The 15413-nt window shown below is 71.5% G+C and carries 16 protein-coding genes; 4 read left to right on the top strand and 12 right to left on the bottom strand.

The features are described from left to right. From cysD to O5O46_RS17960, 8 genes are all read right to left on the bottom strand, one after another. On the bottom strand, nt 1-936 hold the full coding sequence (gene cysD, locus O5O46_RS17990; protein WP_269856488.1) for a sulfate adenylyltransferase subunit CysD: 936 nt from the start codon (nt 934-936) through the stop codon (nt 1-3). Then, entirely contained in the window at nt 933-1496 is a 564-nt protein-coding gene (gene cysC, locus O5O46_RS17985; protein WP_269856487.1) for an adenylyl-sulfate kinase, read from the bottom strand. The genes cysD and cysC overlap by 4 nt, the downstream gene beginning before the upstream one ends. Continuing rightward, nucleotides 1493-2203, bottom strand: coding sequence for a phosphoadenylyl-sulfate reductase (locus tag O5O46_RS17980; protein ID WP_269856486.1), 711 nt, complete (start codon nt 2201-2203; stop codon nt 1493-1495). Before O5O46_RS17980 ends, cysC begins: the two co-directional genes overlap by 4 nt. After that, complete coding sequence (locus tag O5O46_RS17975) at nt 2200-2382, bottom strand: hypothetical protein (RefSeq protein WP_269856485.1); 183 nt, start codon at nt 2380-2382, stop codon at nt 2200-2202. The genes O5O46_RS17980 and O5O46_RS17975 overlap by 4 nt, the downstream gene beginning before the upstream one ends. A gap of 40 nt (nt 2383-2422) precedes the next feature. Continuing rightward, on the bottom strand, nt 2423-4120 hold the full coding sequence (locus tag O5O46_RS17970; RefSeq protein WP_269856484.1) for a nitrite/sulfite reductase: 1698 nt from the start codon (nt 4118-4120) through the stop codon (nt 2423-2425). 138 nt (nt 4121-4258) lie between these two features. Next, nucleotides 4259-4342, bottom strand: a complete 84-nt coding sequence (locus O5O46_RS35340; RefSeq protein WP_313880174.1) for a putative leader peptide — start codon at nt 4340-4342, stop codon at nt 4259-4261. A 92-nt stretch (nt 4343-4434) separates the two neighbouring features. After that, on the bottom strand, nt 4435-5010 hold the full coding sequence (locus O5O46_RS17965; protein ID WP_269856483.1) for a GNAT family N-acetyltransferase: 576 nt from the start codon (nt 5008-5010) through the stop codon (nt 4435-4437). A 136-nt stretch (nt 5011-5146) separates the two neighbouring features. Then, complete coding sequence (locus O5O46_RS17960; RefSeq protein WP_269856482.1) at nt 5147-5830, bottom strand: class F sortase; 684 nt, start codon at nt 5828-5830, stop codon at nt 5147-5149. 321 nt (nt 5831-6151) lie between these two features. On the opposite strand from O5O46_RS17960, the gene O5O46_RS17955 reads away from it, so the two are divergent. Then, nucleotides 6152-6850: a hypothetical protein gene (locus tag O5O46_RS17955; protein ID WP_269856481.1), complete on the top strand. Its 699-nt coding sequence runs from the start codon at nt 6152-6154 to the stop codon at nt 6848-6850. A gap of 169 nt (nt 6851-7019) precedes the next feature. Continuing rightward, a complete protein-coding gene (locus O5O46_RS17950) occupies nt 7020-8456 on the top strand; it encodes an amino acid permease (RefSeq protein WP_269856480.1) in 1437 nt (478 codons plus the stop codon). Nucleotides 8457-8472: 16 nt separating this feature from the next. Here the strand turns inward: O5O46_RS17950 and O5O46_RS17945 are convergent, their stop codons facing one another. From O5O46_RS17945 to O5O46_RS17935, 3 genes are all read right to left on the bottom strand, one after another. Beyond that, nucleotides 8473-9342: an Fpg/Nei family DNA glycosylase gene (locus O5O46_RS17945; protein WP_269856479.1), complete on the bottom strand. Its 870-nt coding sequence runs from the start codon at nt 9340-9342 to the stop codon at nt 8473-8475. A 31-nt stretch (nt 9343-9373) separates the two neighbouring features. Continuing rightward, on the bottom strand, nt 9374-10624 hold the full coding sequence (locus O5O46_RS17940; protein ID WP_443072559.1) for a GAF domain-containing protein: 1251 nt from the start codon (nt 10622-10624) through the stop codon (nt 9374-9376). 380 nt (nt 10625-11004) lie between these two features. Continuing rightward, a complete protein-coding gene (locus O5O46_RS17935) occupies nt 11005-12657 on the bottom strand; it encodes an acyl-CoA dehydrogenase family protein (RefSeq protein ID WP_269856478.1) in 1653 nt (550 codons plus the stop codon). A gap of 18 nt (nt 12658-12675) precedes the next feature. Between O5O46_RS17935 and O5O46_RS17930 the strand changes: the two genes are divergently transcribed. Together O5O46_RS17930 and rsgA are read left to right on the top strand one after the other, a co-directional pair. Further along, nucleotides 12676-13917, top strand: a complete 1242-nt coding sequence (locus tag O5O46_RS17930; protein WP_269856477.1) for a YihY/virulence factor BrkB family protein — start codon at nt 12676-12678, stop codon at nt 13915-13917. 165 nt (nt 13918-14082) lie between these two features. After that, a complete protein-coding gene (gene rsgA, locus O5O46_RS17925; protein WP_269856476.1) occupies nt 14083-15159 on the top strand; it encodes a ribosome small subunit-dependent GTPase A in 1077 nt (358 codons plus the stop codon). Between the two features lie 80 nt (nt 15160-15239). Here rsgA and O5O46_RS17920 read toward each other — a convergent pair whose 3' ends face one another. Next, nucleotides 15240-15365: a hypothetical protein gene (locus tag O5O46_RS17920; RefSeq protein ID WP_269856475.1), complete on the bottom strand. Its 126-nt coding sequence runs from the start codon at nt 15363-15365 to the stop codon at nt 15240-15242. Nucleotides 15366-15413: the final 48 nt, after the last annotated feature.

Raw genomic sequence — 15413 nt, 5'->3', positions numbered from 1 at the left:
TCAGAAGTACCCCTCGCGCTTGCGGTCTTCCATCGCCGCCTCGGACAGCTTGTCGTCGGCGCGCGTCGCGCCCCGCTCGGTCAACCGGGAGGCGGCGATCTCGGCGATGACCTGCTCGATCGTGACCGCGTCCGAATCCACCGCGCCCGTGCACGACATGTCGCCCACCGTGCGGTAGCGGATCATCCGCCGCTGCACCGGCTCACCCGGCTTCGGGCCGCCCCACTCCCCGGCGGTCAGCCACATCCCATCCCGGGAGAACACCTCACGCTCATGCGCGTAGTAGATATCCGGCAGCTCGATGCCCTCACGGGCGATGTACTGCCACACATCCAGCTCCGTCCAGTTCGACAGCGGGAAGACCCGCACATGCTCACCGGGCGCGTGACGGCCGTTGTACAACTGCCACAACTCCGGCCGCTGACGCCGCGGATCCCACGCACCGAACTCATCCCGCAGACTGAACACCCGCTCCTTGGCCCGCGCCTTCTCCTCGTCCCGGCGCCCCCCGCCGAACACCGCGTCGTAGCGGCCCTCGCCGATCGCGTCCAGCAGCGGAACGGTCTGCAACGGATTACGGGTGCCGTCCGGGCGCTCACGCAGCCTGCCGTCGTCGATGTAGTCCTGCACGCTGGCCACATGCAACCGCAGACCGTGCGCGGCCACGGTGCGGTCCCGATACGCCAGCACCTCGGGGAAGTTGTGCCCGGTGTCCACATGCAGCAGCCCGAACGGCACCGCCGCAGGAGCGAACGCCTTCAGCGCCAGGTGCAGCATCACGATCGAGTCCTTGCCACCGGAGAACAGGATCACCGGCCGCTCGAACTCCCCCGCCACCTCACGGAAGATGTGCACCGCCTCGGACTCCAAAGCGTCCAAGTGGCTGAGCGCGTACGGGTTGTCGGTCCCCTCAGCGGTCACGGTCACCGTCGTCACGCCAACTCCCTCTCCACCAATAGCGCTTCCAGCGCGGCTGCGGACTCCGCGACACTCTGCTGATGCGCCTCGATCCGCAGGTCCGGAGCGGCGGGCGGCTCGTACGGGTCGTCCACCCCGGTCAGACCGGAGATCTCACCCGCCGCCTGCCTGGCGTACAGGCCCTTCACATCACGCACCGAGCACACCTCGACCGGAGTCGCCACATGCACCTCCAGATACGCGGTGCCGTTGGCCTCGTGCCGCTTGCGCACCGCCTCCCGGCTGTCCGCGTACGGCGCGATCACCGGAACCAGCACCTTCACACCGTGCGACGCCAGCAACTCGGCGACGAAGCCGATGCGTTGCACATTGGTGTGCCGGTCCTCACGGCTGAACCCCAGCCCGGCGGACAGGAACTCCCGGATCTCATCACCGTCCAGCACCTCCACCCGATGCCCACCACCACGCAGCGTGTCCGCCAACGCCCGGGCGATGGTGGTCTTGCCCGCGCTCGGCAGACCGGTGAGCCAGATCGTGGCGCCCTGGTCCGTCACGGTCTTCTCCTCGTGGTCCGTCATCCGTGCAGCCCGCATTCCGTCTTCGCCCGGCCAGCCCAGCGCCCCGCCCGCGCGTCCTCGCCCGCCAGCACCCGCCGGGTGCACGGCGCGCAGCCGATGGAGGCGTAGCCGTCGGTCAGCAACGGGTTGGTCAGCACGCCGTGTTCGGCGATGTACGAGTCGACCTCCCGCTGCGTCCAGCGGGCGATGGGGGAGACCTTGACCTTGCGGCGCTTGGGATCCCAGCCGACGACCGGGGTGTTGGCCCGGGTCGGCGACTCGTCGCGACGCAGCCCGGTGGCCCATGCCTGGTAGCCGCGCAGGCCCTCCTCCAGCGGCCTGACCTTGCGCAGCGCACAGCACAGGTCGGGGTCCCGGTCGTGCAGTCCCGGGCCGTACTCGGCGTCCTGCTCGGCGACGGTCTGGCGCGGTGTGAGGGTGATGACGTTGACGTCCAGCACCGCCTCCACCGCGTCACGGGTGCCGATGGTCTCCGGGAAGTGGTAGCCGGTGTCGAGGAAGACCACGTCCACGCCGGGGGAGACCCGGGAGGCCAGATGGGCCACCACCGCGTCCTCCATCGAGGAGGTGACGCACCAGCGCGGACCGAAGGTGTCCGCCGTCCAGCGCAGGATGTCCAGCGCGTCGGCGTCCTCCAGTTCCCGGCCCGCCCGCTCGGCCAGCGCCTGGAGTTCGCCTTCGTCATCAGGTATGTGGGTCTCCGTCATGTCCCGCTGCCCCCTTGGGCGTTGGCTCGGCCCAGCCCCTTCGCCAGCAGTCCGATGAAGGACAGCCGGAAGGCCCGGTTGCACGCACCGCACTCCCATGCGCCGTGGCCCTCCTCGGAGGGGCGCAGGTCCTCGTCGCCGCAGTACGGGCAGTAGAACGGCGCCGCACGCTCGCTCATGGCCCTTCCTCTCCGCGTTCGCTCGTAGCCACTGCCTCGCTCACGACAGCGCCTCCTCGCTCGCCCTCGCCGCCCAGTCGGCGAACCGCTCGCCGTCCTGGCGCTCGGCCTGGAAGCGGCGCAGCACCCGCTCGACGTAGTCGGGCAGTTCCTCGGCGGCGACCTTCAGGCCGCGCACCTTGCGGCCGAAGCCGGGGTCCAGGCCGAGCGCGCCGCCCAGGTGCACCTGGAAGCCCTCCACCTGCTCGCCCTTGTCGTTGAGCACCAGCTGGCCCTTGAGCCCGATGTCCGCGGTCTGGATGCGGGCGCAGGCGTTGGGGCAGCCGTTGACATTGATGGTGATGGGCTCGGTGAAGTCCGGTAGGCGGCGCTCCAGTTCGTCGATGAGGGAGGCACCGCGCGCCTTGGTCTCCACGATGGCCAGCTTGCAGAACTCGATGCCGGTGCAGGCCATGGTGCCGCGCCGGAACGGCGTCGGCTTGACCTGGAAGTCCAGTGCCTCAAGCCCGGCGACCAGCGAGTCGACCTGGTCGGGCGCCACATCGAGGATGATCATCTTCTGTTCGACGGTGGTGCGCAGCCGGTCCGAGCCGTGGACGGCGGCCAGTTCGGCGATCTTCGTCAGGGTGGCGCCGTCCACCCGGCCGACGCGCGGTGCGAAGCCGACGTAGTAGCGGCCGTCCTTCTGCTCGTGCACGCCGACGTGGTCCCGCCAGCGGTTGCTGGGCTGTTGCGGCGCCGGGCCGTCGACGAGCCTGCGCTTGAGGTACTCGTCCTCCAGCACCTGGCGGAACTTCCGCGGACCCCAGTCGGCCATCAGGAACTTCAGCCGGGCCCGGGTGCGCAGCCGCCGGTAGCCGTAGTCGCGGAAGATGCCGACCACGCCCGCCCACACATCGGCCACCTCCTCCAACGGCACCCAGGTGCCCAGGCGTTCGGCCAGCCGCGGGTTGGTGGACAGTCCGCCGCCGACCCACAGGTCGAAGCCGGGGCCGTGCTCGGGGTGTACGACGCCGACGAACGCGACGTCGTTGATCTCGTGCACCACGTCCTGCACCGGCGAGCCGGAGACGGCGGTCTTGAACTTCCGCGGCAGATTGGAGAACTCCTTGCTGCCGATGTACCGCCGGTGGATCTCGTCGACCGCGGGCGTACCGTCGATGATCTCGTCGGCGGCGATGCCCGCCACCGGGGAACCGATGATCACCCGGGGGCAGTCGCCGCACGCCTCCGTGGTGGACAGGCCGACCGCCTCCAGCTTCTGCCAGATCGCCGGTACGTCCTCGATCCGCACCCAGTGCAGCTGGATGTTCTGCCGGTCGGTGATGTCGGCGGTGCCGCGGGCGTACTGCTCGGACACCTCGCCGATGGCGCGCAGTTGGGCGACGGTGAGCCGTCCGCCGTCGATGCGCACCCGCATCATGAAGTACTTGTCGTCCAGCTCCTCCGGTTCGAGGATCGCGGTCTTCCCGCCGTCGATACCGGGCTTGCGCTGGGTGTACAGACCCCACCAGCGCATCCGTCCGCGCAGGTCGGCCGGGTCGATGGAGTCGAAGCCGCGATGGGCGTAGATCGTCTCAATGCGTGTCCGCACATTGAGACCGTCGTCATCCTTCTTGAACTGCTCGTTGGCGTTCAGCGGGGTGAAGTGGCCGACGGCCCACTGCCCCTCGCCGCGGTGGCGGCCGGCCTTGCGGCGGGACGGTGCGGCGGGTTCGGGACGCGGTGTGGTGGCCATGGCGATACGGTCCTTCGAGCGGGGACAAGGTACGCGGTGCGGACCCACTGACACCCCACCTGACCTGCGATTACTGATGCGGTGGGGACCCGGGCGGCCGCGACGGCGAAAGAGCGTGGACGGATCGGCGCTGGAGGGTCAGCTCACCGGACAGATGGCGCTGGACATGCGGCCGAGGTCGACGTGCAGTCGACCTACCAAGGCGATTCCAGCGCGAGACATGACGGAAGCGTGGCACGCCCCCGTTGGGGGAGTCCACTATTATCCAGAATGTGGACGCGCTTTTCTTGGATGGTGAGACGGTGTGTCGCGTGTCACCGTGCCGCGTCGGGCCATGGGCCGCCCGTGATGGCCGGCTTGTCCTCCTCGCCGGTCACCGTCTCGAAGACCCGGAAGCCGCGCCGCTCGTAATTGGCCAACGCGTGCGGCCCGTCCAGACTGCACGTGTGCAGCCACACCCGCTTGGTCGGCGCCCGGTGCGGCCAGCGCTCCGCCAGGTCCCAGGCCCGCGCGGTGCCGTACGACAGCAGATGGCCGCCGATCCGCCGACCCCGGAAGTCGGGCAGCAGGCCGAAGTAGACGATCTCCACCCGGCCCTCGTCCTGCCCCTCCAACTCCAGGTAGCCCGCGGGCGTACCGCGTTCATAGGCGACCCAGGTCTCCACGCCCGGCCGCTCCAGATGCTCCCGCCACCGTGCGCGGTCCCACCCCAGCCGGTCGGTCCAGGAGACGTCCGCACCGACCGCGGTGTAGAGGAACCGGCTGAACGCCGGGCACGGCACCTCGGCCCGCACCACGCGGATCCCGGCCCGCGGATCCGGTTGCGCGGCGGGGCTGAGGTCGGCGGCGGAGGTCTGCTCCAGGGACCAGGTGGTCACGGTGATGCGCATGCGGCACAGCCAACCACGGTCGACGGGCGTGCCGCCCGGCCGGGGGCGGCGACGAGATCGCGCCGCGACGGCGAGCAAGCCGACAAGGCGGACCGGTGGTGCCGAGCCGAACGAAACCGGCGAAGCCCCGCGCGGTCTACCGCTCGGCGGTCAGCCGGGCGAACACGACCACGTTCCCGGCGTACCCGGTCCGCCGGGAGAACGCGCCGCCGCAGGTGATCACCCGCAGTTCCGGCCGGCCGGCGTCGCCGTAGACCCGCTTGGCGGGGAAGGCGCTCTTGGCGAACAGCTCTATGCCGTAGACGGTGAACACCGCCGTCCGGCCGTCGGTACGGGCCACCTCGATGCGGTCGCCGCGGTGCAGGGTGCCGAGGTTGTAGAAGACGGCGGGGCCCGCCTTGTTGTCCACATGGCCGTCCATCACCGCGGTGCCGCTCTGACCGGGCGCGGGTCCCGCGCCGTACCAGGCGGCGAGGTTCTTGTTCTGCGGGGGCGGCACGCCGACCCCGCCCTCGTTGTCCTGGCCGACCCGCATCACCGGGGCGTTCACCCGGATGACCGGGATCCTGATCCGGGAGGGCGCGGCGAACGGCAGCGGTGCCGGGGCGTCGGCGGACGGGAGCGGGTCGGTGGGTGAGTCCACCGAGGCGGGGCGCGGCGGGCCGCCATGGGCCGTGGTGCCGTCGTGGACCAGGTATCCGCCGAGCACCGCCGCCAGGGCTATCGCGACCGGGGGGATCGGACCGCCGCGCCGTCGGGGGCGGGGGTCCGTGCCGGTCTGACGCGGCGTCGGCTCCGGTGTCCGGGGTATGTGCGCCATGCCTCCTCCTGAAGCCTCGCTGTGCGGAACGCTAGTCGTGGTCCGCGCGGTCGGCGAGATCTGACGGGCGAACGGGTGGCGGGCCGTGCCCCCGGTCGCCCGATGGGGCCACCGCCGTCCGAGTGAACGTCAGGAATCCGGTTTCGATCGCGTGTGACCTGCGGTGTTACCGGCCCAACTCCCTTCCCGGCGGGGCCCGCGGCGCTGGCCCGGACGGGCTTGCGGATGCGGGGGCATAAAGGCCGGGTGAGTCTCGGACGTGGACGTGCTCCAGCCGATCCCGGGGCGCCTCGCCCCAGGCACGTCCAACGGAGGATCACCATGACCGTCACTCGTGCCCTCGCAGTCACCGTCGTCGCCGGTGCCGCCCTCGGCCTGTCCGCGCCCCTCGCGGCGGCGGCGTCCGGTCCCGCGAACCCGTCCGCGAACCCGTCCGCCTCCAGCTCCGCCCCGAGCTACGGCTCCAACTCCGCCCCGAACAACATCATCGTCACGCCCAAGGACGTGAAGCCCGGCGGGACGCTCACCGTCACGGTGGACGGCAGCTCGTGCCGTGGCAGCGGCAAGACCTACAACGCCATCGTCGAGTCCAGCGTCTTCTCGCGCACCCCGCTCAAGGGGATCGTCAACCAGGGCTCCTCGGTCGCCACCGCGAAGATCTTCTCCACCGCCAAGAACGGCGCGTACAAGGTCACCGCCACCTGCGGCGGCAAGTCCATCACCGGTGGCGACTTCACCGTGGGCGACACCGCCGTCAAGGGCGACCCGCCGAAGGGCGCGGTACACAAGCTCGGCACGCTGGTCCAGGGCGCCAAGAGCGGTGCGCTGACCAAGGGCGGCGAGGGCAGCGCGACGACCAAGGGCGGCGGTGCGCTGACCAAGGGCGCCAAGACCGGCCTCGGCGGCAGCCACGGCGGCATCAACACGATCCAGGCCGCGCTCGGCGCCACGCTGCTGGCGGCGGCCGTCACCGGTGGCGGGGTCTACCTCCTCCGCCGCCGCGCGGGCTCGAAGTACTGACGTACCGCGCCCCGCACGGTCCGCCCCCGCAACCGGTAGCCGCGCGGGGGCGGACACGCGTGTCCGCCGGATGGGATCCGACGGGGCATCAAGCGGAGCGGCGTCTTCCACGGCTGCGGGGGGTCAGCGATGATGGGCCGCCGTCAACTGTCGGCGGAGAGGACACACCATGGCCGTGCTCCGGGCCGGACACGGCGTACTGCGCCGCAAGCCGGTCGAGGCGATCGAGGAGATCGAGGACGGCGAGGCCGCGGCCACCGGGGGACAGCTCACCCGCAGCCTGGGCCTGTGGCAGCTCACCGCCATCGGCATCGGCGGCATCATCGGCGCCGGGATCTTCACCCTGGCGGGCACCGTGGCCAACGGCGTCGCGGGGCCGTCGGTCGTGGTGTCCTTCCTGATCGCGGGCGTCGCCAGCGCCGCCGCGGCGTTCAGCTACGCCGAGTTCGCCGGGCTCATCCCCCGGGCGGGCTCCGCCTACACCTACGGGTACGCGGTGCTCGGGGAGATCGTGGGCTGGTTCATCGGCTGGGACCTGCTGCTTGAGTACACCGCGATCGTCGCGGTGGTGTCCATCGGCATCTCCGGGTACTTCGACTTCCTGCTCAGCCAGGCCGGCATCAAGCTGCCGGTGTGGATGCTCGGCGCCCCCGGCACCGGCCCCGGTCACCGTGTCGACCTGTTCGCCGCCGTGCTCTGCCTGCTGATCGCCTATCTGCTCACCCTCGGCATCCGCAGCGCGGCCCGCTTCGAGACCACGGTCGTCGGCATCAAGGTCGTGGTGGTGCTGCTGGTCATCGCGGTCGGGTTCCTCCACATCAGCGCCGCCCACTACCACCCGTTCTTCCCCTACGGCCTGGCCGGTACGTTCACCGGCGCCGCCACCGTCTTCTTCGCCGTCTTCGGCTATGACGCGATGAGCACGGCGGCGGAGGAGTCGCGGGACGCCCAGCGCCACATGCCCAGGGCGATCGTCTACTCGCTCGCCGCCTCGATGGTGCTGTACGTACTGGCCTGCCTGGTGCTGACCGGGATGCAGCGCTACACGGACATCGACAGGACCAGCGGCTTCTCCACGGCGTTCAAGTCGGTGGGCCTGAACGGCATCGCGAACGTGGTCGCGGTGGGCGCGATCATCGGCATCCTGACGGTGATGTTCACCTTCATGCTCGGGGTCACCCGGGTGTGGTACTCGATGAGCCGGGACGGGCTGCTGCCCAGGTGGTTCGCGCACACCCACCCGACCCGGCACGTGCCGACCCGGGTGACCTGGATCGTGGGCGCGGCCTCGGCGGCCATCGCCGGGTTCGTGCCCATCGGTACGGCGGCGGAGTTGACCAACATCGGCATCCTGCTGGCGTTCGTGGTGGTCTGCGTGGCCGTGATCGTGCTGCGCTACCGGCGGCCCGACCTGCCGCGCGCCTTCCGCTGCCCCGCGATGCCGGTGGTGCCCGGGATCGGCGCGCTGTTCTCGGTGTGGCTGATCACCTTCCTGCACTGGGAGACCTGGGCGCGGTTCGCCATCTGGTTCCTGGTCGGGATGGTGGTCTACTTCGGGTACTCCTACCGGCGCTCGGAGCTGGCCCGGATGCCGGAGGCCACCTAGCCGCGACCCGGGGCCGTCACTTCAGCAGCCGGGACAGCCGCCGGTCGGCCAGCGGCCTGCCGCCGGTCTGGCAGGTGGGGCAGTACTGGAGCGAGGAGTCCCGGTACGACACCTCCCGCACCGTGTCACCGCAGACCGGGCAGGGCTGGCCGGTGCGGCCGTGCACCCTCAGGCCGGTCTTCTTCTCGGCCTTCAACTCGCCCGCCACCAGCCCCCGCGACCGCTCCACGGCATCGCGCAACGTACCGCGCAGCGCCTCGTGAAGCGCGCCGACCGCCTCCTCGTCCAGCGTCGCGGCGATCTTGAACGGGGACATCCGGGCGGCGTGCAGCACCTCGTCCGAGTACGCGTTGCCGACTCCGGCGATCACCGACTGGTCCCGTAGCACGCCCTTGATCTGACGGCGCTCACCCGCCAGCAGTCCCGCGAAGACGTCCAGGGTGAACGCCGCGTCCAGCGGATCGGGCCCCAGCCGGGCGATGCCCGGTACCTCGGCCGGATCGCGTACGCAGTACACGGCGAGCCGCTTGTGCGTACCCGCCTCGGTCAGGTCGAAGCCCGAGCCCGCCGGTTCGGCCAGCAGCAGCCGCAGCGCCAGCGGCCCCTTGCCCGGGCGCGGCGGCGCCTCCGGCAGCTTGTCCGACCACCGCAGCCAGCCCGCCCGGGCCAGATGGACGACCAGGTGCGTGCCGTCGTCGGTCGCGATGTCCAGGAACTTCCCGTGCCGTGCGACGCCGGTGAGGGTACGGCCCTCAAGGCTGGTCAGCGGCGGGTCGTAGGTCTTGAGGACCTGTACGGACAACGGGTACACGCGCTCGACCGCGCGCCCGCTCAGCCGCTCGCCGAGGAACCCGGCGAGCGCCTCGACCTCCGGCAACTCGGGCATACCGCCAGTCTGCCACCGGCCGGGTGGTTCCTCAGGGCGAGGTGCGGGCGGCGCGGACCACCGGAGCGGTGGAGAACGGCAACAGGTCCAACCGGTTCTCGGGGCGCAGCAGTTCCACCGCGATCTCGTCGGCGAAGCGGTACGGCCGGTGGGCCAGTACGCCCGCCAAGTTCCGCCGCAGCCGGGACAGTTCGGCCCGAACGGTCACCTCGCGGGTGGCGTCGCCGAACAGGTCGGCCGCCAGCTGGGCGGCGCTGCTGCCCTCCCGGCGCATCGCGAGGGCGAACAGCAGCTCGGCGTGGCGCGGGCTCAGCCGCTGCGACCAACTCCCGGAGGGGCCGCTGACGGTGACCGTCCAGGACCGGGCGCAGGTCAGGTTCAGGATGACCCGGCTGGGCGCGGCGGTATCCCGCCTGCGTGCCGGGCCGACCCGTACCAGCCAGCCGCCCGGCAGCGGCTCCAGCACGCACCGCCCCAGCGACGGCAACCACGCCTCGCCCGCCATGGGCGCCTCGGGCAGTGCCACCCGGTCCATCGGCGGCAGACCGGTGATCGCCGCCGTCCAGCCGTCCCGGTCCACGGCCACCGCCTGGCCGTCCAGCCGCGCCAGCAGCGGTGCGGCGGCCGTCCGCAGCCGTTCCACCGACTCCCAGTGCCGGATGCGCAGTTCCCCCTCGGCGACCCGGGCGACCGCGCTGACCAGGGCGAGGGTGGTGGGGTGCGTGGTGGCGGCGGGACAGGTCACGTCCACCACGCCGAGCAGCCGGCCGTCGCGCGGATCGTGCAGCGGCGCGGCGGCGCAGGTCAGCTGGTGCAGGGCGCGCACGTAGTGCTCGGTGGAGTGCACCTGCACCGGGTGCCCGGTCACCAGCGCGGTGCCGATGCCGTTCGTCCCCGCCACGTCCTCCGTCCACGCGGCGCCCTCGACCAGCTCGAAGCGGTCCGCGCTGCGCCGCATCGCCGGGCTCCCGGCCCGCCACAGCACCCGGCCGTCGGCGTCGGTGACCACGACGATGTGGCAGCCGGACTCGGCGATCGACCGCAGCGACTCGCGCAGCGTCGGCAGGACCTCGCCGAGCGGAGAGGTCCTGCGGCGGTGCTCGATCTCGTCCAGCGGCAGGAAACCGGTGTGGTTCACCCGGTCGGGGTCGACCGCGGTGTGCAGCATCCGCTGCCACGAGTCGCCGATCAACGGCCTTGGCGCGGCTATGGGGTGACGTGCGGTCGGTGCCGCGTCAGGCGGCTGAGTGAGTACCACCGGGTCTGCAGGCTGCTGGTTCACGTGCGGTCTCTCCGAGCTGTCGTCCCCCGTGCCCTTCCGCGTTGCCCCTTATGGTGCCGCTCCGGCGGTGGCCCGCGCCGGGTATGCGCGAAAGAAGTGCAACGTTCTGCAACGGTTGCCGCCCGGGGTCGGTCTGCCGGAGAGTGACGCGGAGTCGATCCTGCCGCCCCCTCCCCCCTGGGGCCAACGGTCGACGCCCAGGGTGGTGCCGAGTCGGCGCGGCACCACCCCCGCCATTTCCGCCCCCCGCCATCGCTTCCGGCTGGGGGACGCACGGCGGCGAGCCCCCGGACCCCCGAACGGGGTCCGGGCGAACCGCGCTTCGGGGTCCGGGGCACGGGTCGTCGCCCCTCCCCCTCGAGAGCGCCGCGGGCCGGGCGCTAGCTCCCGGCGGGGCAGTCCGGAACCGGGCGGGCCCGGTTGACGATTGACGCCAGGTCCAACGTGTGCGGCAACGTGCCGAAGGCCGTGCCCCAGTCGCCGCCCAGACGGGACGCGCAGAACGCGTCGGAGACCTGCGGGGGCGCGAAACGCACCAGCAGCGAGCCCTGGAGGACCAGCGCCATCCGTTCCACCACACGGCGCGCGCGGGCCTCGATGCCCGTCAGGTCGGCCAGTTCGGTCAACAGGTCCTTGATCGCGGCGTCCAACCGGTGGTCGGCGCCGCGGGCCAGTCCCAGTTCGCCGAGGAACGCGCCCAGCGCGTCGGGCTCGCGTTGCAGCGCGCGCAGCACATCGAGCGCCTGCACGTTCCCCGAGCCCTCCCAGATGGAGTTGAGCGGCGACTCACGGAACAGCCGGGGCATGCCGGACTCCTCCACGTACCCGTTGCCGCCGAGGCACTCCAGCGCCTCGCCCGCGACCGCGGGACACCGCTTGGTCACCCAGTACTTGGCCACCGGAACGGCCACCCGCCGCAGGTTCCGCTCATGCTCGCTGTCGCCGTCGTAGCTGGCGGCCAGCCGCAGCGCCGTGGTGGTGGCCGCCTCCGACTCCAGGGCGAGGTCGGCCAGCACGTTGCGCATCAGCGGCTTGTCGATCAGCCGCCCGCCGAACGCCTCCCGGTACGCCGTGTGGTGGATGGCCTGGGCCACCGCCTGCCGCATGATCGCCGCCGAGCCGGAGACGCAGTCCAGCCGGGTGGCCGCCACCATCTCGATGATCGTCGCGACCCCGCGCCCCTCCTCGCCGACCCGGCGCGCCCAGGTGCCGGAGAACTCCACTTCGCTGGAGGCGTTGGATCGGTTGCCGAGCTTGTCCTTCAGCCGCTGGATGGCGAAGGCGTTGCGGGTCCCGTCGGGCAGAACCCGGGGCAGCAGGAAGCAGGTCAGGCCGCCGGGCGCCTGGGCCAGCACCAGGAAGGCGTCGGACATCGGCGCCGAGCAGAACCACTTGTGCCCGGTCAGCAGATACGTTCCCTCTTCGGCCAGCGGTTCGGCCCGCGTGGTGTTCGCCCGTACGTCGGAACCGCCCTGCTTCTCGGTCATGCCCATGCCGCACAGCGCACCGGGCTTCTCACCCGGCGCGAGCAACTGGGGTTCGTAGACCCGGGAGGCCAGCCGGGGCTCCCACTCGGCGGCCAGCGACGGCTCGTGGCGGAGCGTGGGTACCGCCGCGTGCGTCATCGACAGCGGGCAGCCGTGCCCCGCCTCGATCTGCGTCCAGGTGATGAAACCGGCGGTCCGCCGCAGGTGCCCGTCGGTACGCGACCAGGCGTCCGTCAGCCCCGCGGAGACGGCATGGCCCAGCAGCCGGTGCCAGCTGGGATGGAACTCGACCTCGTCAACACGGTTCCCGTACCGGTCATGGGTGCGCAGCACGGGCGGATAGGCGTTCGCCTCCTCGCCCCAGCGCTGGGCCTGGGCCGAGCCCGCCGCGCGGCCCAGCTCGCTCAGCTCGGCCGTGATCTCATCGAACCGCTCCGGCGCGGCGTGCCGTGCGACGCCCTCGGTGAGGGCCGGGTCGCAGGCGTAGACATCGTAGGCGACCAGCGGCGGAGCCTGGTTGGTCACCGTGTGTGTAGGGGCAGCCATGGCAGCTACGGTAGGCAGGTGGAGGCAGCAGAGGGAACACCACCGCCGAGACCGGGGCGGTTGCACAGAGCGCGAGCCCTGTACCGGAACGTCTCGAAGCGGAAACTGGTCTGGCTGCTGGTCAAGGACACGTTCAACTCCTGTATGGAGTACCGGGTCACCGGCCTCGCCGCGGAAGCCGCGTTCTTCGTGCTGCTCTCACTGCCGCCGCTGCTGCTCGGCCTGGTCGGTGCCATCGGCTACCTCGACTTCGCCATGGGCGCCGACACCGTCGGACACATCCGGAAGAACATCCTCACCGCCTCCGCGACCGTGCTGTCCGACAAGGGGGTCAACCAACTGGTCCGGCCACTGGTCGACAGCGTCTTCCGGACCGGCCGGGCGGACGTGGTCTCACTCGGCTTCATCATCGCCCTGTGGTCCGGCTCCCGCGCGGTGAACGTGTTCGTCGACACCATCACGATCATGTACGGGCTGGAGGGACGCCGCGGCATCATCCACACCCGGCTGCTGGCCTTCCTGCTCTACGTCGTCGCCCTGGTCGTCGGCGCCATCGTGCTGCCGCTGCTGGTCGCCGGTCCCGAGGCGGTGGTCAGCCTGGTCCCGCACAGCGCGGCGATCGTGGACGCCCTGTACTGGCCGGTGGTGCTGGTGCTCTCCATCGCCTTCCTGACCACCCTCTACCACGTGTCCGTGCCGGTGCGCTCGCGGTGGATCGAGGACATCCCGGGCGCGCTGGTCGCGCTGCTGATGTGGGTGCTGGGCAGCTTCCTGCTGCGCATCTACCTCACCCACACCGTCGAGGGTCCGACGATCTACGGATCGCTCGCCGCGCCGGTCGCGGTGCTGTTGTGGTTCGGCGTGTCGGCGTTCGCGGTACTGGTCGGCGCGGCCGTCAACGCGGCCATCGACCGGATCTGGCCCTCGGTGGCCACCGCGGCGGCCCGTGCCGAACGGGAACGGGAGAACGAGCGGGCCGCCGAGGAGATGGTGGCCCGCGCCGAGGCCCGGCGCGCCGCCAACCACGAGAGCCCCGACGACGAGATCGGGCCCGCGGACGAGCCGCCCGCCGAATTCCCCGAGCGCTGGGCGCACTTCCTCCCGCACCGCAATCTGCGCGCCCGGCTGCGGGCCAGGCACAAGGGCCACTCCCCGGCGAACGGCACGTCTTCCGCGAACGGCACGTCTTCCGCGAACGGCACGTCCTCGGCGGAGGGCACGGAGCAAAAACCGTTGGACGACGGATCGGACGATGCGTAACGTCGCCGACGTCAACTGCTGAAGGGGGCCGCGCTGTTGGCGCAGCCCTGATTGACGAGAGTGGGAGGTGAGGACCGATGACCGTCACCGCGTCGCACGCTGCCCGCGTTCGGGTGGCACGCCGAGTCACCGCATCCACTCCGCTCTTGTCGAAGGTTGACCATCGTGAACTCCCCGCTTTCCGAATACGGTTGGCACAGCGCGCTTGACACCGCGTTCGCTCCCTACGCGGCCGACGGTCTGGTCCCGGCCCGCATCGCGCGGGTGTACGGCGACCGGTGCACCGCGGCCACACCGCACGGCCTGGTCACGGCCTCCATCGCGCCTCTTTCCTCGTCCGACCCGCTGAAGTGGGTGTGCACCGGCGACTGGGCGGCGCTCGAACCCGGCGGTGACCCCGCACTGGTGCGGGCCCTGCTGCCGCGCGCCAACGCCGTCGTCCGCAACACCTCGACCCGCCGCTCCGAGGGGCAGGTCCTCGCGGCCAACGTCGACCACGTGGTGATCGCCGTATCGCTCGCCGCGGAGCTCGACCTCGGCCGGGTCGAACGCTTCCTCGCCCTCGCCTGGGAGAGCGGCGCCCAACCGCTCGTGGTGCTCACCAAGTGCGATCTGGTCGCGGATCCGGCCCTCGCCCATCTGCGCGCCGACACCGAGGCCGCGGCGCCGGGTGTGCAGGTGCTCGCGGTGAGCGCGCACACCGGCGCGGGCCTCGACGTCCTCACCGCGATCGTGTCCGGCGGCACCTGCGTGCTGCTCGGCCAGTCAGGCGCGGGCAAGTCCACGCTGGCCAATGCCCTGTTGGGGACGCGAAAGCAGCGGGTCCGGGCGATCCGCGACGCGGACGGCAAGGGCAGGCACACCACGACCACCCGCGATCTGCTGCCGCTGCCCGGCGGCGGGGCGCTGATCGACACACCGGGGCTGCGTGGCGTCGGCATGTGGGACGCGGAGTCCGGCGTGTCCCAAGTCTTCGCGGAGATCGCGGAGTTGGCCCTCGGCTGCCGGTTCCACGACTGCGCGCATGAGGCGGAACCGGGCTGCGCGGTGCTCGACGCGCTGGCGGACGGCACGCTGACGCACCGGCGTTGGGAGAGCTACCGCAAGCTGCTCAGGGAGAACGCGTGGATCGCGGCGCGCAGCGATGCCCGGCTGCGCGCCGAGCAACGGCGGGAGTGGAAGCGGCGGTCGGCCCTCGGCCGGGCCTCGGCAGAGGCCAAGCGGGGGCGTGCTGCGCGCTAGCGGTCTCGCCCGGCGGGGTGCCGTGGGACGCGGCGGTCGTGTGACCGGTGGCGACCGCGGCCGCCGGGCCCCGGATCCCCTCAGCCCGCGCCGTTGTGGCGGCGGCGACGGGCTGTGAGGGGGCTGCCCTCGTGCCAGAACGTGTAGACCACGCTGCCCACGCCGAGTGCGACGATCACGATGCCGAGTACGACGCTGTACACCATGCGTTCCTCCAACGGGTGGATCATGGCTGGCAGTTGGCCCTGGCTTCA

It is taken from the genome of Streptomyces sp. RPT161 (genome assembly GCF_027533845.1).
GTDB lineage: Bacteria > Actinomycetota > Actinomycetes > Streptomycetales > Streptomycetaceae > Streptantibioticus_A > Streptantibioticus_A silvisoli_A.
The sequence above is the reverse complement of the archived record's forward strand: the minus strand, read 5'-3'. Positions and strand labels throughout refer to the sequence as shown.